We start from the raw sequence: 21,891 nt of genomic DNA on the forward strand, positions 1-21,891 counted from the left end.
GTAAAAATTCGCGGCTAAGCTGAAATGGCTAAGGCGATTTGTTCGCGCCTAGAAGGCGCTCCGCCATGACGCAAGGCGTAAACGGGCTTATCGCTTTCGACGGGAACGTCGGAGATGAACGATATAGATCTGCTTATTTGAATCGGCTCAAAGAATTGCTGCATGACACGATTCACGTTCGCGCGGAATGGATAGAAATGAAGCAGGTGTTGGAACTAGACGGGCTGCTCGTTAAGTAACAAGAAAGCATTCTTATCCAAAACGCTTGCACGTTTAACAACAACTAACCTAATAGAGGAACGGAGAGATCATATGAAAATACTGGTCATCGTTGCCCACCCGAATATCGAATCGTCGGTTTGGAATAAAGCATGGGTAAACGAATTGAAAAGGCATGATGAGATTACGATTCATGAATTGTATAAGGAATATCCGGACGAGAACATTGACGTCAATCGGGAGCAGCAGTTAGTTCTAGCCCATGACCGGATTATTTTCCAATACCCGCTTTATTGGTACAGCGCGCCGCCGCTGTTGAAAAAATGGTTTGAAGACGTGCTGCTATACAACTGGGCATACGGTCCCGAGGGAACGAAGACAAAAGGCAAAGAAATCGGGGTCGCGTTTTCGTATGGCGCGCCTAAGGATGCGTATCAACCGACCGGTTCCAACCGCTTCACGCTGGAAGAAATCTTGGTTCCCGTCCGAGCACTTGCCAATTATATCAGCGCCCTGTACCTGCCCCACTTTGCGTACAACACGTTGGACTTAACGCGCTTGGTGCAAAGCAGCAAAGAATATGTACGGCACATCACGACGGTTAAGCCTGTGGTTTAATTGATACACGTAAATATTGATGCTTACATGGATATGGTTTATCCCTGTTGCCGGATGGAACGGCAAGACTGCTTCCACTCCGAAACGTTTGCCGGATGGGACGAATGCCGAGGGTCACTTGAACCCCGGCATTCGTACAAAAGATTAAGACCACCGGAAGGTGACGACCGGGGCCGATATGCCACGGATTCATGATGCAAATCTATGTAACAGGGAGATGCTTGACATTGGGTAATAAGAATAGGAATCCATGGCTTGCTATTGTTGCACTCGCATTAGGTGCTTTCTCAATTTCTCTTGCTGAGTTTTTGCCAGTCGGTCTTCTTTATGAAATTAGCCGAAGTTTTGATGTATCGGAGGGTACTGCTGGGATTACGGTAACGTCCACTTCCATACTGGCGGCCCTTGCGGGCCCGATTCTTACGTTGGCAATCGGACGCCTGGATCGGCGGGTAGTGGTTCTCGGCTTGTCGTTGCTGCTCATTGTATCGAATGCGTTTTCGATGATTACAACCCATTTCTTTGTGCTGGTCATTGCGCGAATCATCCTTGGAATAAGTGTTGGAGGATTCTGGGCTGTGGCTATGACTGCTCAAGCACAGTTAGTTCCGCAAGAGAAGATAGCAAAAGCAACCTCGGTTGTCCTCGGAGGATTTGGGATCGGAACGGTCATAAGCGTTCCACTAGCGTCTTTTATGGCCGCACATTTTGATTTGAGAATCGTTTTCACTGTAGGATGCATGCTTGCGATTGCTGTTTTCATCATCCAATTCATTCTACTTCCGAGAATTCCGATGGATCAGGGGGTTCGCGGAAAAGATTTCTTGGAGCTCATGAAAACAAGGAAAGTAATAACGGTCTTTTTTATTGCGATACTCACTGTAGGCGGCCAATTTGCAGCCTACACCTATATAACGCCGTTTTTCCAAAATGTGACTGGAATCGGCCCGGATCTGCTCAGTGCGGTACTGCTCGTCTACGGGCTTGTTTCCTTCATAAGCAATTTTGCCGCTGGTTTCATAGCCGGACGCAGCCTCAAGGGATTATTAGTGGGAACAGTTGTTATTTTCCTTATTTCATTACTGGGCATTTCACTGTTTGAAGATAACGTTGTAATTTCAATCGTTGCTTTCATTATTTGGGCGATCGCCTGGGGAATGGCTCCCTTAGGCCTCCAGCTATTGGTTTATTCAACCGCTGGGAATGCTATAGAAGCCATGAGTCCGATCTATGTGGGTATTTATCAATTGTCAGTCAGCTTGGGAGCTTTAATAGGCGGTTTGGTAGTCGATATGACCAATGTAACCGGCGCGATGTGGCTGGGAACGTTCTCTTTTGCTTTGGTGCTGATCCTTCTTACGATTACCACAACGGTCAACAATAACCGATCGCTGGTCAGTCGAACAGAATAAGGAAAAAATTGCGGAAAGCGAATATAACGGCAGCCGTATATAATATACGGCTGTTTTTCGTTTTATTTAGAGAAGAGCCGCTTGCGAGGCAAGTAGACATTCAAAAAAACCTTCATGCAGCATGGAGGTTTGAGTGCCATTTGAAGGGGATATTCTTACCTCCATTTCCGGCGGAACGAACTTTCACAGCCTGTCCGTTATTCAGAACTTTTTGTACGCCCGAGACGTGTATTGGAAGCCCAGATCCGAATGGAGCATGGCACTGACGTCGCTTTTTCTTGGCCGCTGCTCGATGGTATCCGGCACCTACCGCTTTCAAGCCAAACTTAAACAACGCGCACCGATTGAGTATAGATGCGCGTTAGCGGTTTAGCTTTTTCCAGTTGTCTGCTCGACAAGGGCATGATCCTAGAGGAGAAAGTCTTTTTGACCGTGACGCCGGGCAGGCGGCAGCCTCCGGTTAGAACCGGGCCAAGTATGCCTCCAGCGTCAAACCGAGCTTATGCACGTCCTTCGCGACGGAGACGCCGACGTACCGGACGTGCCACGGCTCGTACATATAGCCGGTCTCCTGCTCCTTGCCTTTCTCGAAGCGGATGATGAAGCCGTACTCCGCGGCATGCTCCTTCAGCCACTTGCCTTCCTTCGTCTCGCCGTAGCTTTCCTCGAGGCCGTAATGGACGCTCGCGCTGGAGACGTCCATGGCGAGGCCGGTCTGATGCTCGCTTTGGCCGGGATGCGCGCTGAACGTGTTGGCTTCTTCCTCGCCGTGCGTCCTCGCGTAGGCGTTGAAGATGGACTTCTGCGACGCGTACGACCGGTAGCCGGACACGGCCTTCAGCTCGACGCCGTCCTGCTTGGCGCCGGCGAACAGCTTGCCGAGCGCTTCGGCGGCGACTTTGCGCATTTGCTGCTTCGGGCTGTCGCCGGAGAAGGAGAACTCGACGGGCGCTTTCTCGAGATCGGGCGGCACGTAGCCGGGATCGAGCTCGCGCTTCTTGTTGACGAGCACGAGCACGCTCGTCGGGTTCGTAACGTAGGCGACGCCGCTTCGCGTCACCGTCGTGCGCGAGGCGGCGTTGTCGTACAGAAACTGCTGGAGCTCCGACCGGCCGGCGGCCGACGCGGGCTTCGCGGGCGGATTTCCCTTCGCCGGCGCGCCGGCGGTCTGGCCCGTGCCCGAATTCGGCTTCGCGCCGGCGCCTTGAGCGGCATCGTTGCCGGCGCCGGCCGAGGCGGAATCGCCGAAGAAGCGGTCGTACGCGGGTTGCAATAAGGTCGTTTGGGTTGCTATGACGGCTGTCCCGAGCGCGATGCCGAGAACGACGACGGGAATCAGAGCGGATTTTCTCAAAGTGGTTCCTTGCCTCCCAGGTTTGCTGCAGCCCCGCTTGCCGCGGCATGCGGGCGCTTCTATTTATCTAACGAATATTATAGGGGGATTTGTTGCGCTTGTACAACACGGTCTCGGCGGATAGGCACCGAAAACGGCTCGAAAAGACGCGAAAGATGCAAAAATTTGTCTATCGGCGCAGGGACGCATGGTGTAAAATGGAAGCCGATTCGACAAACGAACACCGAAAACGAAAGACGATTCAGGGGGAACGCGACACGTGAGAAGGATCCGCAAACCGTTGCAGGCCGCGCGCAGACTGGCGCTGCTGTTGACCGCATCGGCCGCCGCGCTTGCCGCGCTGCCGGCGGCGAACGTCCACGCGATGGACGTATGGGGCGTCTACAAGGCGGCCCAGAAGCTCGACGCCCAGGGCAGCTACGCCGAAGCGATCGCGAAATACAAGCAAATCGCCCCGGAATTCGCGAAGAGGAAGGAATACGGCAACGCCGCGGGCATGTACAGGCGCATCGGCGACGACTACGCCAAGCTGGCCAAGTACGACGACGCCGTCGCCGGCTGGGACCTCGAGGCGAGCTACGCCGGCAAGGCGGGACAGACGCAGATCGGCCTCGCGGCGAAGCGCCGGGCGGACATGCTCCGCAGCACCGCCAAGCTGTTCGTCGAGACGTCCGCCTCCGCGGTCGGCGGCGCGTATGCGCACGGGGCCAAGTTCGAGCCGAAGAACGGCGCGCTGCTCGGCGCCTATGCGGAGCTCGACCCGGCCGTCCACAACGCGAAGACGGCGAACCCGTTCTACACGGAGCGGTTCCCGCAGCTGACCGGGAAGAAGCATGCGGCGTACTTGCTGTACTTTACGTACGGGCAGCCGCTGTCGGTCATTCAGAGCCATCTCGACCGCGCGCGGGCGGCCGGCACGGCGATCGAGCTCGGGCTGCAGCCGCTCCAAGGGCTCGGCGAGGTGAAGGACGACGCGTACCTGCATCAGCTGGCCCGGGACATCGAGGCGTCCGGCGTGAAGGTGTTTCTCCGCTTCGCGAACGAAATGAACGGCGATTGGGTCAAGTGGCACGTCGATCCGAAGACGTACATCGCGAAATTCAGGCTCGTCGCCAAGGTATTTCATCAAGAGGCGCCGAACGGCGTCGCGATGGTATGGGCGCCGGACCGGCTGCCGGAAACCAACATCCCGGATTATTACCCCGGCGACGACGCGGTCGATTGGGTCGGGGTCAGCCTGTATTCGATCTTCGACCCGTCGCTCGATCCGCTGAAGCAGGGCGAGGACCGGTCCAGCCACGTCGACAAATTCGACGTCATCTACAAACTTTACGCCGCGCGCAAGCCGGTGTTCGTCTCCGAGGGCGGCATCGCCTACCTGTACCCGGAGAAGAAGCAGGACAAAACGGACTGGGCCGTCTACCAGCTGAAGCAATTTTACGCCGCGCTGCCGATGCTGTATCCGAAAGTAAAGGCCGTCTTCTGGTTCGACAGCAACCACGACGCGTCCGCGCGGGCGAAATATTACATGCTGTCCGCCAATCCGAAGCTGCTCGCGGCTTACAAGGGCGCGGTCGCGAATCCGTTCTACCTCGGCGCGGTCGGGGACGAGTCGCCGGTCGCCTACAAGCCGGCGAGCGCCGCCTCGCCGGTCGCGGCCGCGAAGCAGCGCGTCTCCGCCTACGTGAAGTCCTGGTCGCCGATGCTGGCCAAGGTCACGTACGGCATCGGCGGCCGGACGGTCGCGTCGGCTTCGTCGCCGCCGTGGACGGCGTCCGTCGATTTCGCGCCGTACAAGGGCCGCGCGATCGACGTCGCCGTGCAGGCGTACGACGGCCGCGGCAAGCTCGTCACGACGCAGAAGGTGCGCGTCGCCGTGAAATAACCGTCCGCCGGCAAGCGTGTTCCTCCGCGGCCGGGGCGCCGCCGCATGCTCGGCGTCCGTCTCGCCCGCGTCCGCTTTTACAAAGCGCCTTCCTTCGCGCTACAATGGGAGGACGAACCGTGCGCGGGCAAGACGAAAGGGGGGCGGGCGATGCAGGAGCAGAACGGGCCGATAGGGGCGAACGCGTCCGCGGAGGAGCGGCTCGCGGCCGCGCTCGCGGAGATCGAGGCGCTGCGCGAAGACAAGCGGCGGCTGCAGCGGGAGGTTGTCCGGCTGCGCGGGCTGCTGCGCGGCGGCGACCGGGAGCTGCGCTCCACGCGGCTGAACGAGGCGCTGCGCGAATAGGCGTCCCGATCCGCGGGAAACAGGCGCGAATCTGCCGCCGGCTACTGGAAAGCAAGACGAAAACGCGCTACAATAGGAGTAGTACAATCAGGCGAGGTGATTTCAATGTCCGACAACCAAACGACGCCGGAATCGCAGGAGCAATCGCTGGACCAACCGAAGAAGGTCTCCCTGGCCGATGCCGTGAAGCAGAAGCTCGCGCAGAAGAAGCAGGAGCAGGCGAACGGCGGCAAGCAAAAATTCGGTCCCGGCGGCAATCAGCAGACGATGAAGAGCCAGAACACGAAGAAGGTCAACAATCAGCGCAAGAAAATGGGCGTATAACGAGTCACGCGAAAACTGAGGGCGATTATCGCCTTCAGTTTTTTTAACGATAAGGGGGAATCGGACATGATGCGGAGTACGGACATCGGAGCGAGCGAGCGCCATGCGAGGATCGTGCTGGACAGCTACCGCAAGCTGCTGGGCAAGCCGCTATTGGAGACGGAAGGAAGCGGTTCGGCGGCGGAGCAGCTGTTCGAAGCGCCGATCGCGGTGCTGTCCCACGGGACGGAGGCGGACCCGGTGCTGAATTACGGCAACCGCACGGCGCTCGGGCTGTGGGAAATGGACTGGGCTAGCTTCACGTCCATGCCGTCCAGGCTGACGGCGGAGCCGCTTGTCCGCGAAGAGCGGCAGCGGTTCATGGAGGCCGTCGCGGCGAAGGGCTACATCGACGATTACAGCGGCGTGCGGATCTCCGGCACCGGCCGGCGGTTCCGCATCGAGCAGGCGGTCGTCTGGAATCTGTACGACGAGTCCGGCGCGTATTACGGACAAGCCGCGGCGTTCGCCGGCTATACCCGGCTGTGAGGGGGGCGCGCGGATGAAACCGATCGTCGAGTACTGCTTGTCCCTGAAATGCGCGGAGAAGGACTATCCGTTCGGCCCGGAGCCGCTCGTCATGAAGGTCGGCGGCAAAATGTTCGCGCTCGTCGCGGACAACGTCGTGTCGCTGAAATGCGACCCCGTCGTCGCCGAGAACCTGCGCGAGCAGCACGCGGCGGTGAAGCCGGGCTACCACTTGAACAAGAAGCACTGGAATTCCGTCACGGTCGACGGCTCCCTCCCGCTGGGCGAGGTGTTCGACATGATCCGTCACTCCTACGAACTCGTCTTCAAGGGGCTGCCGAAGGCCGAACGCAACCGGATCGAAGCGCTGCTGAGGCAGCCGTAGCGAGCGGGCGGGGAAGGCGCAGCGTCCCGGACGCCGCCCGCCCCGCGCGGGCCGCTAATTGGACGGGCACCAGCCGGGCGGGCCCGAGCAGATCGCGGCCGCGAAGCCCGGCGCGTCCTTGGCCAAATCCCCGAAATAGCTGCCGATGACGTGATTCCCTCCGACCGAGCCGTTCCGGAAGCTGCGCTTGACGTCCTCTTTGACGTGCATGTAATAGTACGTTTTGTCCGTCTTGGGGGAGGTGTAGACAAGCGGCGGCAGATGCGGCACGACGTCGAATTCGTTCTCGATGCGGAAGGAGACCGGCACGGCCGCGTTGTAGCTGCGGGCGAAGGCGGGGTCCCCGACGCGCGGCGAGCCGAACGTGTAGACGACCAGGTTCGCGGGCTTCCGGTTCAGGGCGATGTCGAGGGCCGCCAGCGTGCCGAGCGCGCCGCCGAGGCTGTGGCCGGTGACGAACACGGGCTTGCCGGGCGTCGTATCGCTCAGCAGGCGGAACATCGCGTCGCGGGCGGACATGTAGACGTCGTTGAAGCCGCGGTGCGCGAGGCAGCCTTTCCCCGCCGGCTTGAAGGCGACCTGCTGCGCGATCATGTCCGTGATCCAGTCCGTCGGCGAGATCGTGCCGCGAAAGGCGACGATGACGCCGCGGTCGGATTCCAGGACGAAGCCGAACAGCTCTTCCTTGCCCGCGTAGGACGAAGCCCCGATCGGGCCGATCAGCCGGTACGTATCCGGCATCAGGAACAAGCCGCCGTTGTCGTACTGCACATAGGTTTGACCGCAGATGGCGGCCAGGAATATCGCCGTTCTCAGGTCCGCCGAGCTGCCGTTGCTCATGAGGGCTCCCCCTTTCCTTGTTCCATTGTATGAGGCGCTGGGCCGGCGTGCTTTAGGCGTTCGCCCCTTCGTAGGCGAATTCCCGTTTCAAGGCCGGGGAATGGGGGTAATGAAGAAGAACGTCTGGCGAGGTACGGCAGGAACGAAGCAGGCACGGAAATTCATAGAGTGGGAGCAGTGCGGAAGTCATGAACAAATCGACGGCACGGGACGGCGGCGCAAGGCGGTGGAACATGCGCATCGCCGTCGTGGACGACAATCCGATGAACATCACGGTAGTCAAGGAAATCCTGAAGCGGGCGGGCTATTCCGATCTTCGGACGGCGGCGAGCGGAATGGAGCTGTTCGGCATGCTCGGCTTGGACGCGAGAGGCCAGGAACCCGCGGACAAGCCGGGGGACGACAACCACGGGATCGATTTGATTTTGCTCGATCTCATGATGCCCGGCGTGGACGGGATCGCGGTATGCGCGCGCATCCAGGAGTCGCCGCGGTTAAAGGACATTCCGATCATCATGGTGACGGCGATCGGCGATTCCAAGAAGCTGGCGGAGGCCCTCGACGCCGGCGCGATCGACTACGTGACGAAGCCGATCAACCGGATCGAGCTGCTGGCGCGCATTCGCGTCGCGCTGCGCTTGAAGGAAGAGAAGGACTGGCACCGGGAGCGCGACCGCCGGGTCAGAGAAGAGCTGCAGCTGGCGCGGGAGGTGCAGTTCGCGGCGCTGCCGCAGCCGGTGGACGACGAAGGCATGGCGATCGATGCGATCTATCGGCCATCGGAGGAGCTCTCCGGCGACCTGTACGCGTGGCACCGGATCGACGACAACCGGTACGGCATCGCCGTCATCGACGCGATGGGCCACGGGATCAGCTCGTCGCTCGCGAGCATGTTCATCGCGTCCGTCCTGAAGGAAGCGATGACGAAGCAGGTGGAGCCGAAGCGGGTCGTGCGGGAGCTGAACCGTCGGTCCCAGCAGCTGCAGTTCGCCGACCAGCTGATCCAGTATTATTTTACGGGGCTGTACATGGTCGTGGACTTGAACAAAGGCGTGCTGGAGTACGTCAACGCGGGCCATCCCCCGGGGCTGGTCGTTCGGGCGGACGGCAGCATCGAGCATTTCGAGCTGGGCGGGGCGGCGATCGGCCTGTTCGACGAGATCGCGACGGAGAAATACGCGCTGGACATCCGGCCCGGCGACCGGATCATGCTGTTTACGGACGGGATGTACGATCTGGTGGGCAGCGATTACGCGGAGGACCGCGAGGCGAGCTTGACGGAGCTGCTGCGGCCGTTCGGCGGCGGAACGCCGGTCAAGGCGCTGGAGGAGGCGCTGTTCGGCGGCGAGGACCGGAACGGGCTGACATCCGACGACCGTTGTCTGGTGATCGTGGATATTAAATAGACGATCGATACGAACGTCTAGCCTAAGACAGCAGAATGTCCGATAAATGCTCTTACGCGCCCGAAACCGTCTCGTCGACGAGAGATTTCGGGCGCATACGCAAAAAAGGGAGCTCCCCGGCCCGATCCGCTTGCGGACGGCCTTGGGGCAGCTCCCTTTGTCATGTCGATTTCGGATTCCGGCTGTCGCGCGGCCGGCAGCGCGGCGTCGCTAACGGCTCGATCGCGACGGCAGCGGCGGCGGATCCTCGCCGCCCCCGTCCCGCGTCGTCACCGTCGTCTTCGTCCGGGCTTGCGATCGGCTGCGGCGCGGCAGCAGCGGGATGTCCTCGCCGTCCGCCCGCTCGATCCGGTCGGCCTCCGAAGGCTCGAGCCGCGACGAGCTGACGATGTCTCCTTGCGAGCGGCCGTTCAGCAGATCGCCCGTCCAGCCTTTGCGCCACAGCCACCAATAGATCAGCAGCGTGGTGACGACGATGACGCCGCTGACGGTGATGAAGCCCCAACGCTCCTTGGCCCACGGGATGTCGTCGAAATTCATCCCCCAGACGGCGCCGATGACCGTGGCGGGCATGAACAAGGCGGTGAAGATCGTGAGCGTCTTCATGATGTCGTTGCCCCGGAAGTTCGAGATGGCGTCGTCCATCATGAGCAGCGTGTCGATCTCCATCGCGTAATGGCTGAGCAGGTTCTGCACCCGGTCCATCCGAAGCTCCATCCGCTTGAACTCCTCCTGATTCGTCAGCTCTTCCATGAACGCTTCCTTGGCGGCGCCTTGAATCTCTTTCATCGGAATGAACAGGTGGCTCCAGTGCAGCAGCTCGTAGCGGCGCTCGAAGATGACGTTCATCAGCCCCGTCTTGTTATGGCGGCTCATCCGGAGCTCCAGCTCGCCGAGCCGCGTCTCGAACCGGTCGAGACCGGCGTGAAACGTCTCCAGGATGCTGCCGAGCATGACGAACAGCGCTTCCGGGGCCGTCTGGCAGCGGTGCAGCTTCTCGCTCCACGGTTCGAGCTGCAGCCGCAGGGACAGGCGCATGTCGGACTGGTACGTGACCAGCTTGTTGCGCGTGACCCGGAAGTGGAGGGGCTGGATATCGTCCTCGTCCTCCGATGCCTGGAACATGAGCGTGCCCTGCAGGACGGGCTCGCCCCCCGGCAGCTCGGATACCGATATTTGATTGTGCTCGCAGCCTTCCGCGTCCTGCAGCCAGGCGGCGTATTCCGGGTGCGCCTGCCGGACGTCCAGCTCGGCTTCGTCCCGGAAAGCTTCGCGATCTTCCCGCTGCGCGCCGTCATGCCGGGCGCCGTCTTTCTTCCTGCGGCTCAGACCGGAGACGGCCGGTCGTTTGGCGTGCAGCATGTGCCATTCCCATTCCGATGGAAATTGCAGCAACCGATGCATCATGGTCGGGGCCTCCTGCTTGTCCGTACGTGCTCGATACGATTAGTTCCATCATAACGCGAATTCGCCGGGAAGCACAACTCGCCCGCGGCAAAATGCGCCCTTCGGCCGCCTTGGGCACCTTCGCCCGACACGAAAAGAAGCACGCCCGTTCCCGGCGTTGCCGGGGCGGCGTGCTTCGGAGGCGTTCGGCGCTCAGTCCTCGGGCTGCTCGCTCAGCAGCACCTTCAGCTTGTCGATGGCGCGCCGCTGAATGCGGGAGATGCTCATCTGCGAGATGCCGAGCTGATCCGCGATATGGCGCTGCGGCAGTCCCTCGGAGTAGGCGAGCATGAGCACCTGCTGCTCCTGGGGCTTGAGCTGGGTCATGGCGGCCTGCAGATCGAGCCGCCGGTCGACGTCCTCGAAGTCGTCGCCCGGCGAGCCGAGGAGATCGCCGAGAGACGTCGCGTTGTCTTCCTCGGAGATCGGCGTATCCAGCGACACGTAGTGGTACAGGTCGCGTCCCGCGAGGATCTCCGTCGTTTCCTCGACGGAGAGGGCCATCTGCGCGGCGATTTCCTCGACCTTCGGCGAGCGCTCCAGCTTCACGGTCAGCTCGTCGATGGCCTGCTGAACGGCGATGCCCTTCTCCTTGATCCGGCGCGGCACCTGGACGTACCAGGACTTGTCGCGCAAATAGTTTTTCATGTGGCCGATAATGCTCTTCATGGCATAGGGCTCGAATTGCACGCCGAGCGAACTGTCGAATTGGCTGAACAGGCGCAGCAGCGCGATTTGGCCCACTTGCATGAGATCCTCGTACAGATCGGGACGGTTGCGGGAGATTTTACCGGCTGCCATCCGTACCATGGGCTCATAATGCTCGATCAGCTGTTCTGCGATTTCATTGGAGGGACTGTCCTGATAAGCGATAATGAGCTCGGCGCCGGTGACGGTCGGTTGCTTGGCCGGCTGCGGGCTCATCACAGCTCACCGCTCTTGACTAATCGCTTGGTCAGTACCACTTCCGTTCCCCGGTTGCTGTTCACTTCGACGTCGTCCATCAGCGCTTGCATCAAATACAGTCCCAATCCTCCGGCTTGCAGTTCGTCGATCGATTTGCCGTTCACCGGCTGCGCCCGGCGCGCCGCGGCGGCCGCGTCGAAGCTCCGTCCGTCGTCCTTCACGACGATCGACAGGGCGTCGTCGCGCTTCACGAGCCTGACCTCGATCCGCGGCGCCGGCATCGGCGCCTGCGCCGCCTCGCCCGAGCTCAGGTCGCCGTACGCATACAACACCGCGTTGTTGCAGGCCTCCGAGACGGCGACCTTCATATCTTCGATTTCCTCGTAGGAGAATCCCATTTTGACCGCCAGCCCGTACAGGGTCAGCCGCACCAAGTCGATATATTCCGCAGATGCGGGCACCTGCAATGTGATTACTTCTTCCTTTACGTTCATCTTGGTCTCTGTCCTTTCTGCGGTTCGCCTCCGATCGGCGAATTAGGCTTGTTTGAGAAGGAACGGCGTGATGCCGGTCATGTCGAACAGCTTGCGGATATGCGGCGGGACGGCCTCGACGGCAAACGGCGCGTCTTTCGCGTGGCGCGCCTTCAGGACGGAGACCAGAATGCCGATCCCGGTGCTGTCGACGTAGCGCAGCTCGCGCAGATTGAGCACGAGCTCGCGGTCGTCCAGCTCGATCAGCGGCGACATGACGGCTCTCATTTGCACGGCGGATTCCAGATCGAGCTCCCCGCCGATATAGACGGTACACTTGCCTGTTTGGTTTTCGGTTCGAACGAATAGTTTATCGTTTTGCTTCATCGTCACGACGCTCCTGTACATGGATTTGCCTCTCATTAAGGGATGATTACCCTCGCGGACCGGGACTGAAACAAACCGCGGGCCGGTTAGAAATATGTTCTAGTTTAACCGATTGAATCCTTCGCAAACAGGGTATACCAAGCATACCCGACAAATATGGAGGCGATGGACATGAGCTACAAAATCGCGATTTACGATACGCACAACGACGCCATCCGCGCCATTCAGGCGCTGGAGCAGGCGGGCTTCGTCAAGACGGACCTGACGGTCATCGCGAAGAACCGGGAGGATACGCGCCGGATCGAAAACGAGACGGACGTCGACGCGGACGAGCTGCAGGACCTGACGGACGCGCGGCTCGCGGCGGATCAGCACGGCCTTGACGATCCGCGGGTCGTGGTCCCGATCGCGGCTTCGCCGGGACTTACCATGACGGGCCCGTTCACGGGCGGCATGGCGTACCCGGGCAATTCGTTCGTGGCGGCCGCCGCGTTCCTGGACGACGACGACAGCATGGACAGCGCGCTGCACGATCTCGGCGTGCCGGGCGGCGACGTGGAGGCGTGCCGGGAGGCGATCGCGCGCGGCGGGATCATCGTCGCTGCCGAGACCGGCAGCGACGCGTCGAACGGCGGGCCGGACATGACCCGCGGCGGTGAGGCGGAGGCGCTCTTCCGCAGCACCGGCGCGACGCGGATTTTGTAAAATCGCGCAACCGGCCGCGAAATCATACGGATCCGGTCGAACCCGGCCGTGCCCGCCGAAGCGCCGCGCTTCGGGGCACGGCCTCTTCGGCGTTCGGGGACCCCATTTACAACGGCGAAAACTCTCTGCTATGCTAGGGTGAAACTGTCCGAGCAGGACGGATTTTCCATTTTGGGGCCAAGAGGGAGAAGCCATGATGAAATCGGTTACCGTGTACGACATCGCCAAAGAAGCCAACGTATCCGTCGCGACGGTTTCGCGCGTGCTGAACAACACCGCTCCCGTTAAAGCCTCCACCCGCCAGCGCATCCAGAACCTCATCGACAAGTACCAGTTTCAGCCCAACGCCCTCGCCCGCAGCTTGATCAAGAAGGCCACCGGGATGATCGGCATCATCCTGCCCGACATCACGAATCCGTTCTTCCCCGAGGTGCTCGCGGGGCTCGAGCAGGAGGCGCGCCAGGCGGGCTACACGTTCTTCCTCTGCGACACCGGCTCCTCCAACCAGGACATCAAGGACCAGTACCGGCGCGAGTCGCAGTACCTCGGCATCCTGACCGAGAAGCAGGTCGACGGCATCATCATGATCGGCGGGCGCATCGACCTGCATCACTGCGGCAAGGAGATGGCCAAGGAAGTCGCCGAGATCAACAAGCGCGTGCCGATCGTCCTGATCAACGGCAACTTGCCGGGCGCGGCGTTCCACCGCGTCGTCGTCGACGAAATCGCCGGCGCCGAGCGCGTGACGGAGCATCTTATCGGCCTCGGCCACCGCGACATCGCCTTCATCGGCGGCTATCCGCAGATGTCCAACACGGTGCGCCGGCTGGAGGGGTTCCGCACGGCGATGGAACGCGCGGGTCTGGCCGTGCGCGAGGAGTGGGTCAACCACGGCGGCTTCTCCGTGAACCGCGGCAAGGAGCTGATGGGCCGGCTGCTTGATCGCGAAGGCCGGCGTCCGACCGCCGTCGTCTGCGCGAACGATCTGGTCGGCATCGGCGCGATCAAAGCCGCGGTCAAGGCCGGGCTCGAGGTGCCGCGCGACGTGTCCGTCACCGGCGTCGACGACGTGCCGATGGCGGCGAATATCATTCCCGAGCTGACGACGCTGTCGCTCCGCTGCGTGGAGCTGGGCCGCACAGCAGCCCGCGTGCTGCATCAGCTGATCTCCAAATCCGACGGCGTCGAGCTGTTGACGACGCTTCAGCCGGAGCTTGTCGTGCGGGAGAGCACGGCGCCGCCGGCGAAATAGGGGCAGAAAATTTTTCTAACAGCCCCATTGACAGCGCTATCATTTTGCGGGTAAACTTCAAATCAAGGCAGCCCTGATGAAAAGGGTTTCATTTTTACCCCGGAATGAAATGGGTTTCACTCACACCGGATAAAGGCTAGCCCGCACCGCACTCCAAACGCAGCAGCGCATGACCAAGATGCACCGCCGCACTCCAAACGCAGCAGCGCAAGATCAAGTTGCACCGCCGCACTCCAAACGCAGCAGCGCATGACCAAGATGCACTGCTTCGGACTCACCGCGTGATCATTGCCATCCATCGCAACGCCTGAATCGCTTCACGAACCGATATTCGCCTCATCGCAGCCATACCGCATCACCAGGCCATCCAACGCGGCCGTACGCAGTACGCCGCCGCAGCTTTCAATCGCATAGCCGCACGATTGCCGCCCGCAGCCGGCCGGCATCGATACACGCGCATTCCCGGAATGGAGAACGCAAGGCTTCTCGTCTACTCCCGCATGTCGCCGTGTATTTTTTTCCCCTGCTTATGAAATGGGTTTCATAAACGCATGCCTATTAAGTTGAGCCTCGGGAGGATCCTGCATGAACATGGATACGACGCACGACACGGCGCTGCAGCTCGGCGCTTCATCCCTGCGCATCGGCGGCCAGGCCGAAATCGTGCTTTGCGCATCGCTCTTTTATTTCCGCCTTCCCCGCGCGCTGTGGCGGGAACGGATGGAGCAGGTCAAAGCCTGCGGCTACAACGCCATCGACGTGTATTTCCCCTGGAACTACCACGAGCTCGAAGAAGGACGCTGGGATTTCGCCGGCGAGCGGGACGCGGAGTTCTTCCTGCGGCAGGCGGCGGAAGCCGGCCTCTGGGTCGTCGCCCGGCCGGGTCCGTACATTTGCTCCGAATGGGACGGCGGCGGACTGCCCGCGTACCTGTTCGCAAAGCCCGGCATGTTCATCCGCAGCGCCGAGCCGGCGTACATGGAGGCCGTTAAACGCTGGTACGACCGCATTCTCCCGCTGCTCGCCAAGTACGAGGCGAACCGCGGCGGCACCGTCCTCTGCGTGCAGCTCGAGAACGAGCTCGACTTCTACGATTGCCCGGATCCGGCGGCCTACATCGCGGCGCTCCGCGACCTGGCTCTCGGCGGCGGCATCACGGTGCCGCTCATCGCTTGCGCCGGACAGGGCGGGCTGCGCGAAGCGTCGGGGCTGGTCGACGGCGTCGTGCCGACCTGCAACTTCTACCCGAACGACCGCGATCCGGCCTTCGAAGACAAGGCCGCGTCCTACGAACGGCGGCTCGCCGAGCTGAACCTGCCGCTGCTCGTGACGGAGACGAACCGTTCGCATTTCCTACTCCGGCGGCTGCTCTCCTGCGGCGCGAAGCTGCTCGGGCCGTACCTGCAGGCATCCGGCACGAACTTCGGCTTCACGAACGGCACGAACAATTGGGGCGACCCGCTGGCGTTCATGACGTCCGATTACGATTTTCGCGGCATGATCTCGCCGGAGGGCCATCTGCGGCCGGAAGCGCTGGAAGGCCGGCTGCTGCGCCGGGTAATCCGGACGTACGGCGACGCGATCGCGGAAGCCGTCTCGGCTCCGGCGGCGGAGATCGCCGGCCTGGAGCGGAACGCCGGCGAACCCGCGGGCGGCGCGCTGCTCGAGCGGACGCTGCGCTTGGCCGGCGGCGGGGAGCTGCTGTTCCTCGCCAACGTCGGCGGCGAGGCGGAAGCCGTCACGCTCCGGTTGGCGGACGCGGCCGGCGGGGCGCGGAGCATCCCGCGGGCGTCGCGGCTGCAGAGCGTGCCGATGCGCTGCGCGATGCTGCCGGCCGGCGTGCCGCTCGCGCGCTGGAGCGTCCCGGCGGGCACGCTCCGCTACGCGACGGCGGAGCTGTCGGACGCGCACCTCGCCGCCGACCGCACCGTGCTCGTGTTCCACGCGGAGCACGAGGGCGAGATCGCGCTGGCGCTCGGGGAAGCCGCGCCAGCTGAAGCCGCGAACGGCGCAGCGGCCGATGCGGCCAGTGCGACGGCCAGCGCAATGGACCACGCGAACGGCACCGCGGCCAATGCGGCTAATCCGGCGGACGCGCTCGCGGCCGAAGCCGCGGCAACCGCCTCCCATATGACGGTGCAAGCGCTGGACGGCGAGCTTGTCTTCCATTATAAAGCGGTGCCGGGCCAAATCGCCTCGGCGACGCTCGTGCTCGCCGGCGGCCGCCGGCTGACGCTGATCGGCCTGGCGCGCGAGGACGCGCTGCTGCTGGCCGGCATCGGCGACGACGGCAGCCTAAGCTTCCGGCCGCCGGCCGACTACGACGACGCGCCCCGCGTGCTGCGCGTCGGCTGGACGCGCGGCGACGCGGAGCCCGCGCGGCCGCTCGCCGCGGAGCCGGCGGTGCCGCTGCCGGCGGCGGAGCCGCTCGAGGCGCACGGCGTGTACCGCGGCTTCGCCTGGTACCGCGCCGCGAGCGGCCTGCCCGAAGGCAAGCGCGCAGAGGGCTTGCTGCTGCGGCACGGCGCCGACGTCGTCTCGCTCTACGCGGGAGCCGACTATGTCGGCACGGTCGCGCCGGGCGGCGGCAGCCGGTACCTCCCGGCTGGCGATGCCGTCGCGATCGGCGCGGGCGAGAGCCTGACGGCCCGGGTCGAAATTTGGGGCCATGCCAATTTCGACGATCCGCGGCTGCCCGGGCTGCGGCTGAACAGCCTGAAAGGGCTGGCCGGCCTGACCGCCGTGACCGCGAAGTGGCGCCTGACGTCCAACTGGCGCGTCCGCAGGATGCGGGACCGCGCGCTGCTGCCGGAGCTGCTCGGCCCGGATTGCGACGATGCCGCTTGGCCGATCGTCGCCTTCGGCGGCTGGCTGTCGCCGGACCACCCCGCCTTCGAATATTACCGCCGGCGCTTCGTCGCGGACGGGACGGCGGATGCCTTCACGCTGCGCTTCCAGGGCATCCAAGCGATCGCCCGGGTCTTCGTCAACGGCGCGGCGGCCGGCCAGGTGCATCCGTTCGATCCGTACGTCGACATCTCCGCGTTCGTGCGGCCCGGCGAAGACAACCTGATCGCCGTCTTCCTCGAGCGGGTGCTGGGCCTGCCGGCCGGCGACGTGCTCTTATATGAAGGGAACGCGTCGCGGGAGTGGACGCTGTCCGCCTGCGAGGAAGCGGGACTGCTCGAGCACGCGGAGCGGCTCGCGGCCGGCGCCGCGGCGGCGGAGCTGCCGGTCGAGCTGGCGCCGGGCGGCGTCGCCTGGCTGTACGGGACGCTTCCGGAGGAAGCCGGCGGCGTGCCGGGCGGCTGGCGGGTGCGGGCCGAGGGCAGCGGACTGAAGCTGACGGCGTTCCTCGGCGATACGATCGTCGGCCGGCTGTGGACGGCCGGGGGCGCGTCGTCGTCGAGGCCGGTATTCAGCGGCGGGGACCAGGCGTCGTTCTACTTGCCGGGACCGTGGCTTCGGGAGCGGGAAGACGGCTCGCGCCTTACGCTGCTGCTGGAAGCGGTCGAGACCGGAGAGCCGGGCAGGCTGGAGCGGCTGACGTTCGTGCCGGTCGGCGAGCCGAAGAAGCGTACCGAGGAGGGATAAGCGATGAAAACGATCACGCAGCCAAGAATGGCGGCCGAAGCGGCGGTCCGTCCGCGGACGGCGAAAGCCGGGTGGAAGCGGTTTTGGAACAACCGGACGCTGCTCCTGATGTGCGCCCCGGCGGTGCTGTTCTTCGCGATTTTCGCGTACCTGCCGATGCCGGGCCTGTACTTGGCCTTCATTAAATACAACTACACGGACGGGATCTTCAAGAGCCCGTTCGTGGCCTTCGAGAACTTCCGGTTTCTGGTCATGACGGGCGATCTGTGGCGGCTGACGTTCAATACGATCGCCTACAACCTGGCGTTCATCGTGCTCGGCAATTTCCTGCAGATCTTCGTGGCGATCCTGCTCAATGAGCTGCGCAAGAAATGGTTCAAGAAGGTGTCGCAGACGATCATGTTCCTGCCGTTCTTCATTTCGTTCGTCATCGTCGGCCTGATCGCGTACAACATTTTGAGCTACGACTACGGCCTGCTGAACGTCATCCTGAAGTCGCTCGGCGCCGATCCGGTGAAGACGTACTCCAATCCGCACATTTGGCCGGTCATCATTATCGTCACGTTTCTATGGCAGTCCACGGGATACGGCTCCATCGTCTACTTCGCGGCGATCATGGGCCTCGACTCCGAGGTGGTCGAAGCCGCCGAGATCGACGGCGCCAACGCGCTGCAGCGCATCCGCTACATCGTGCTGCCATGGCTGAAGCCGACCTTCATCATCCTGCTGCTGTTCTCGCTCGGCGGCGTGCTCCGGGGCAACTTCGGCCTCTTCTACAACTTGGTCGGCGCGAACAACACGTCGCTTTACTCGACGACGGATATTATCGAGACGTACGTCTTCCGCTCGCTCATGAACAATTTCAACTTCTCGATGGGCAGCGCGGTCAGTCTGTACCAGTCCGTCTTCGGCTTCATCGTCGTCATCACGGCCAACTGGCTGGTGAAGAAGGCGTCGCCGGATAATTCACTGTTCTAGGAGGGAGAATCATGCAAGCTGATGCAGCGCGCCGACGCATCCGAAGCGATGCGACGTCCTTGTTCGTCAGAGGTTTTGGTTACGCTTTCATCGGGCTGTTCGCCCTATGCTGCCTGCTGCCGTTTCTGCTCGTGCTCGGCACTTCCTTCACGAACGAAGGCACGATCGCGAAGCACGGCTTCAATATTTGGCCGCGGGAATTCTCGACGTTCGCGTACAAAATCGTCTTCGAGAATCCCGATCTCATCCTCGGCGCCTACGGCGTCACGATCTTCATCACGATCGTCGGCACGGCGGTCGGCCTGTTCCTGGTCGCGATGACCGGCTACGCCCTGCAGCGGCCGGACTTCCAGCAGCGCAACGCGATCTCGTTTTTCATTTACTTCACGACGCTGTTCTCGGGCGGCATCGTGCCGTTCTACCTGCTCGTCAAGCAGTACCTCGGCCTCGGGGACAACTACTTGGCGGTGCTGCTGCCGGGGCTCATGAGCCCGTTCCTCATCATCATGATGAAGAGCTTCACGAAGTCGATCCCGCATGCGATCACGGAATCCGCCAAGATCGACGGCGCCGGCGACTTCACGATCTTCCTGCGCCTCATCCTGCCGATGGCGACGCCCGCGCTGGCCACGATCGGCCTCTTCATCGCCCTCGGTTATTGGAACGAATGGTACAACGCGATGCTGTTCCTGTCGCCGGACATGAAGTACCGGCCGCTGCAGCTGTTCCTGTACAACGTCATCACGAGCGCGGACTTCATCCGCAACTCCTCCGCGGCGTCCAACGTGCCCCTGCGCGACATGCCGCTGGAATCGATGAAAATGGCCACCGCCGTCGTCGCCACCGGGCCGGTCATCCTGTTCTATCCGTTCGTGCAGCGGTACTTCATCCAAGGGATCACCGTCGGCGCCGTGAAAGGGTAAGCCGACCGCGATCATGCGCAAAGAATGGCCGCAGGGAAGCGCGCTTCGCGCCGACCTGTTCCATAGCCGGCACGCGAACGGCCCTCGTCCGCGAACGGCGCAGTATCCATGTCATACCATTCCATGGGGAGGCTAGAAAGAATGAGACACGCGAAGAAATGGGCAGGACTCGTATTGGCGCTCATCCTGGTGCTCGGATTGGCGGCTTGCGGAGGCAACGGCAACAACGGCGGCTCCGGAAACTCGGCGGACGCGGGCAGCGGCGGGAACGCGGGCGGCGACGGAGGCAATGCAGGCAGCGGCAATGCAGGCAGCGGCAATGCGGGCGGCGACGCCGGCGGCATCGACACGAGCAAGTTCGAAACGATCACGTACGTCGTGCTCGGCGACAAGCCGAAGAACGGCCAGCTGGAGAAGGTCATGGAGAAGGTCAACGCCATTCTGAAGCAGAAGGTCAACGCCGAGCTGCAGTTCAAGTGGGTGGAATGGGCCGACTGGCAGACGAAATACAACCTGCTGCTCGCGTCCGGCGAGCCGCTCGACCTGATTACGATCGGCACCGACTGGCTCGACACGTGGGGCAACGCGCAGCGCGGCGCGTTCCTGCCGCTGAACGACCTGCTCGAGAAGTACGCGCCGCTCACGTACGCGGAAATTCCGCAGGAGGATTGGGATCAAAGCAAGTTCAAGGACGATATCGTCCTCATTCCGGAAGACCACTACACGCAGTGGGTTAACCACGGCATCTATTACCGCGGCGATTGGGCGAAGCAGTTCGGCATCACGCAGCCGATCACCGATTTCGAGACGTTGGGAAAATACTTCCAAGGCATCAAGGACAACATGAAGGACGTCATTCCTTGGGACGCGAACGGCACGAACGGCACGCTGTATAACGGCTTCGCGACGGCGTATACCGACAATATCGAGCTGCCGATCTCGACCGGTTACGCCGGCGTGTTCTACGGCAAGTCCTATGACGAGCGCTACACCGTCGACAGCCCGATCTTCAACGACAAGTTCATCGATTTCGCCAAGCTGATGAAGCAGTGGGGCGACGCCGGCTACTGGCGCGAGGACGTGCTGAACTACAAGGGCGACACGCGCACGGAGCTGAAGGCCGGTCAAACGGGCACGGACGCGCACCATACGCAGACGTTCAAAGGGCTCCGCGTCGAGATGGATAAGCAGCAGCCGGGGTCCGAGCTGCAAATGTTCTCCTACTCCGACACGCGCGGCAACCTGATCTCCATGCCGATCACGCACGGCGGCACGTCCATCGGCGCGCACAGCAAGCATCCGGAGCGGGCGCTCACGGTTTACGACCTGATCCGCCAGGATCCGGAGCTGTACAAACTGATCAATTACGGGCTCGAAGGCGTGCAGTACGAAATCAAAGACGGCATCCGCACGCGCCCGGCGGGCTACGACGACGCGAAGGACGGCTTCTACACCGACTTCTGGGGCGGCCGCATCGACAAGAACGAAATTCCGTCGGACACCGACTGGAGCGGCATCGGCGATATCTACAAGAAGTACGACGGCATCAAGAAGCCGTTCCCGTACGGCAAGTTCGTCTTCGACAAAACGAACGTCGACGCCGAAATGACGGCCATCTCCCAAGTCGTCGGCGAGCAAATGCCGGCCATTCTGTTCGGCAAGGCGGGCGATCCGGAGAAGGCGGTCCAAGCGCTGCGCGACAAGCTGAAGGCGGCGGGCTACGACAAGGTGAAGGACGAAATCCAGAAGCAGCTCGACGCGTTCAAGGCGTCGGAGCAAGGCTAATCCAAGGCAGGCCGCGGGCAGCGGCCGAGGTCCGGCAGGGACATGATCCCTGCCGGGCTTTTTTTGCGTTCCGGCGGACAAATGACAGGGTCGGAGGCCGATCGGATCCCGCACCAGAAATTTCTTGATTGAGGTATGCTATAGATA

At 62.1% G+C, this 21,891-nt stretch carries 22 protein-coding genes; 16 read left to right on the forward strand and 6 right to left on the reverse strand.

Annotation, left to right across the window (positions count from 1 at the left end; all coding sequences use genetic code 11):
* Positions 1 to 65 precede the first annotated feature (65 nt).
* The 3 genes from I8J29_RS26285 to I8J29_RS26295 all read left to right on the forward strand — a co-directional run bounded on the left by I8J29_RS26285 (position 66) and on the right by I8J29_RS26295 (position 2,249).
* Positions 66 to 239 carry a hypothetical protein gene (locus I8J29_RS26285; RefSeq protein WP_208850337.1) on the forward strand — a complete coding sequence of 58 codons (174 nt, stop codon included), beginning with the start codon at positions 66 to 68 and terminating at the stop codon, positions 237 to 239.
* Positions 240 to 312: 73 nt separating this feature from the next.
* Positions 313 to 837, forward strand: coding sequence for an NAD(P)H-dependent oxidoreductase (locus tag I8J29_RS26290; RefSeq protein WP_208850338.1), 525 nt, complete (start codon positions 313 to 315; stop codon positions 835 to 837).
* A 227-nt stretch (positions 838 to 1,064) separates the two neighbouring features.
* Positions 1,065 to 2,249, forward strand: a complete 1,185-nt coding sequence (locus I8J29_RS26295; RefSeq protein WP_208850339.1) for an MFS transporter — start codon at positions 1,065 to 1,067, stop codon at positions 2,247 to 2,249.
* A 460-nt stretch (positions 2,250 to 2,709) separates the two neighbouring features.
* On the opposite strand, the gene I8J29_RS26300 is transcribed toward I8J29_RS26295, so the two are convergent.
* Complete coding sequence (locus tag I8J29_RS26300) at positions 2,710 to 3,603, reverse strand: M15 family metallopeptidase (RefSeq protein WP_240546509.1); 894 nt, start codon at positions 3,601 to 3,603, stop codon at positions 2,710 to 2,712.
* On the opposite strand from I8J29_RS26300, the gene I8J29_RS34685 reads away from it, so the two are divergent.
* The 6 genes from I8J29_RS34685 (at position 3,594) to I8J29_RS26330 (ending at position 7,049) form a co-directional block, all read left to right on the forward strand.
* A complete protein-coding gene (locus tag I8J29_RS34685) occupies positions 3,594 to 3,674 on the forward strand; it encodes a hypothetical protein (RefSeq protein ID WP_420831164.1) in 81 nt (26 codons plus the stop codon). The two genes, I8J29_RS26300 and I8J29_RS34685, sit on opposite strands and share 10 nt — an antisense overlap.
* A 188-nt stretch (positions 3,675 to 3,862) precedes the next feature.
* Positions 3,863 to 5,488, forward strand: a complete 1,626-nt coding sequence (locus tag I8J29_RS26310) for a glycoside hydrolase family 26 protein (protein WP_338113289.1) — start codon at positions 3,863 to 3,865, stop codon at positions 5,486 to 5,488.
* Between the two features lie 45 nt (positions 5,489 to 5,533).
* The gene (locus tag I8J29_RS26315; RefSeq protein WP_208850340.1) at positions 5,534 to 5,833 is read left to right on the forward strand and encodes a hypothetical protein; all 300 of its coding nucleotides are present in this window, start codon (positions 5,534 to 5,536) and stop codon (positions 5,831 to 5,833) included.
* A 105-nt stretch (positions 5,834 to 5,938) separates the two neighbouring features.
* Positions 5,939 to 6,157 carry a hypothetical protein gene (locus I8J29_RS26320; RefSeq protein ID WP_090644991.1) on the forward strand — a complete coding sequence of 73 codons (219 nt, stop codon included), beginning with the start codon at positions 5,939 to 5,941 and terminating at the stop codon, positions 6,155 to 6,157.
* A 66-nt stretch (positions 6,158 to 6,223) separates the two neighbouring features.
* Complete coding sequence (locus tag I8J29_RS26325; RefSeq protein WP_208850341.1) at positions 6,224 to 6,685, forward strand: MEKHLA domain-containing protein; 462 nt, start codon at positions 6,224 to 6,226, stop codon at positions 6,683 to 6,685.
* 13 nt (positions 6,686 to 6,698) lie between these two features.
* Positions 6,699 to 7,049, forward strand: a complete 351-nt coding sequence (locus I8J29_RS26330; RefSeq protein WP_090644985.1) for an MmcQ/YjbR family DNA-binding protein — start codon at positions 6,699 to 6,701, stop codon at positions 7,047 to 7,049.
* Between the two features lie 54 nt (positions 7,050 to 7,103).
* Here the strand turns inward: I8J29_RS26330 and I8J29_RS26335 are convergent, their stop codons facing one another.
* Entirely contained in the window at positions 7,104 to 7,889 is a 786-nt protein-coding gene (locus tag I8J29_RS26335; RefSeq protein WP_208850342.1) for a lipase family protein, read from the reverse strand.
* Between the two features lie 233 nt (positions 7,890 to 8,122).
* Between I8J29_RS26335 and I8J29_RS26340 the strand changes: the two genes are divergently transcribed.
* A complete protein-coding gene (locus tag I8J29_RS26340) occupies positions 8,123 to 9,295 on the forward strand; it encodes a PP2C family protein-serine/threonine phosphatase (protein WP_208850362.1) in 1,173 nt (390 codons plus the stop codon).
* Between the two features lie 210 nt (positions 9,296 to 9,505).
* Here the strand turns inward: I8J29_RS26340 and I8J29_RS26345 are convergent, their stop codons facing one another.
* The 4 genes from I8J29_RS26345 to I8J29_RS26360 all read right to left on the reverse strand — a co-directional run bounded on the left by I8J29_RS26345 (position 9,506) and on the right by I8J29_RS26360 (position 12,507).
* Positions 9,506 to 10,702, reverse strand: coding sequence for a magnesium transporter CorA family protein (locus I8J29_RS26345; protein WP_208850343.1), 1,197 nt, complete (start codon positions 10,700 to 10,702; stop codon positions 9,506 to 9,508).
* Between the two features lie 192 nt (positions 10,703 to 10,894).
* A complete protein-coding gene (locus I8J29_RS26350) occupies positions 10,895 to 11,665 on the reverse strand; it encodes a sigma-70 family RNA polymerase sigma factor (RefSeq protein ID WP_090644974.1) in 771 nt (256 codons plus the stop codon).
* Positions 11,665 to 12,141 (reverse strand): anti-sigma B factor RsbW, encoded by a 477-nt coding sequence (gene rsbW, locus I8J29_RS26355; protein WP_208850344.1) that lies wholly within the window; start codon positions 12,139 to 12,141, stop codon positions 11,665 to 11,667. Before rsbW ends, I8J29_RS26350 begins: the two co-directional genes overlap by 1 nt.
* Positions 12,142 to 12,183: 42 nt before the next feature.
* Positions 12,184 to 12,507, reverse strand: coding sequence for an STAS domain-containing protein (locus tag I8J29_RS26360; RefSeq protein ID WP_177222299.1), 324 nt, complete (start codon positions 12,505 to 12,507; stop codon positions 12,184 to 12,186).
* Between the two features lie 171 nt (positions 12,508 to 12,678).
* Here I8J29_RS26360 and I8J29_RS26365 point away from each other — a divergent pair, with 171 nt between their 5' ends.
* The 6 genes from I8J29_RS26365 (at position 12,679) to I8J29_RS26390 (ending at position 21,744) form a co-directional block, all read left to right on the forward strand.
* Positions 12,679 to 13,212, forward strand: coding sequence for a general stress protein (locus tag I8J29_RS26365; protein WP_208850345.1), 534 nt, complete (start codon positions 12,679 to 12,681; stop codon positions 13,210 to 13,212).
* 196 nt (positions 13,213 to 13,408) lie between these two features.
* Complete coding sequence (locus I8J29_RS26370) at positions 13,409 to 14,464, forward strand: LacI family DNA-binding transcriptional regulator (RefSeq protein ID WP_208850363.1); 1,056 nt, start codon at positions 13,409 to 13,411, stop codon at positions 14,462 to 14,464.
* A gap of 585 nt (positions 14,465 to 15,049) precedes the next feature.
* A complete protein-coding gene (locus I8J29_RS26375) occupies positions 15,050 to 18,058 on the forward strand; it encodes a beta-galactosidase (protein ID WP_208850346.1) in 3,009 nt (1,002 codons plus the stop codon).
* Between the two features lie 27 nt (positions 18,059 to 18,085).
* Complete coding sequence (locus I8J29_RS26380; protein ID WP_240546512.1) at positions 18,086 to 19,036, forward strand: ABC transporter permease; 951 nt, start codon at positions 18,086 to 18,088, stop codon at positions 19,034 to 19,036.
* Between the two features lie 11 nt (positions 19,037 to 19,047).
* On the forward strand, positions 19,048 to 19,959 hold the full coding sequence (locus I8J29_RS26385) for a carbohydrate ABC transporter permease (protein ID WP_208850348.1): 912 nt from the start codon (positions 19,048 to 19,050) through the stop codon (positions 19,957 to 19,959).
* A gap of 141 nt (positions 19,960 to 20,100) precedes the next feature.
* The gene (locus I8J29_RS26390) at positions 20,101 to 21,744 is read left to right on the forward strand and encodes an ABC transporter substrate-binding protein (protein WP_208850349.1); all 1,644 of its coding nucleotides are present in this window, start codon (positions 20,101 to 20,103) and stop codon (positions 21,742 to 21,744) included.
* Positions 21,745 to 21,891 lie beyond the last annotated feature (147 nt).

Source organism: Paenibacillus artemisiicola (genome assembly GCF_017652985.1).
In the GTDB taxonomy this organism is placed as follows: Bacteria; Bacillota; Bacilli; order Paenibacillales; family Paenibacillaceae; genus Paenibacillus_Z; species Paenibacillus_Z artemisiicola.